The 383-nt window shown below is 46.2% G+C and carries 1 tRNA gene and 1 rRNA gene; both read right to left on the bottom strand.

Annotation, left to right across the window (positions count from 1 at the left end):
* Window positions 1–43: 43 nt before the first annotated feature.
* Window positions 44–120, bottom strand: a tRNA-Ile gene (locus AZ602_RS09925).
* Between the two features lie 168 nt (window positions 121–288).
* Window positions 289–383, bottom strand: a 16S ribosomal RNA gene (locus AZ602_RS09920); the annotation flags it as partial.

Raw genomic sequence — 383 nt, 5'->3', positions numbered from 1 at the left:
GCAAGGCAGGCGCTCTACCAACTGAGCTATGGCCCCAATTTAATGGTGGGTCTAATAAGACTTGAACTTATGACCCCCGCGTTATCAACACGGTGCTCTAACCAACTGAGCTATAGACCCGAAAAGCGTTTAAAATTGCAACGCAATTTTAGCTTTGAGCCGAAAATCCCTTAGGTGGATTTTCGGTTGCTTTAGCAACCTTTTATTGCTTAAGCTCGCTTTATTAAACTTCGATACATCAACCAAAGAACAACTTGTTGTGGATTCTTGCCAATCAGATATCTTCATTAAGGAGGTGATCCAGCCGCAGGTTCCCCTACGGCTACCTTGTTACGACTTCACCCCAGTCATCGACCCCACCGTGGTGATCGCCCTCTTGCGTT

Origin of the sequence: Moraxella sp. RCAD0137 (genome assembly GCF_002894025.1) — a bacterium.
Lineage (GTDB): Bacteria > Pseudomonadota > Gammaproteobacteria > Pseudomonadales > Moraxellaceae > Moraxella > Moraxella porci.
The sequence above is the reverse complement of the archived record's forward strand: the minus strand, read 5'-3'. Positions and strand labels throughout refer to the sequence as shown.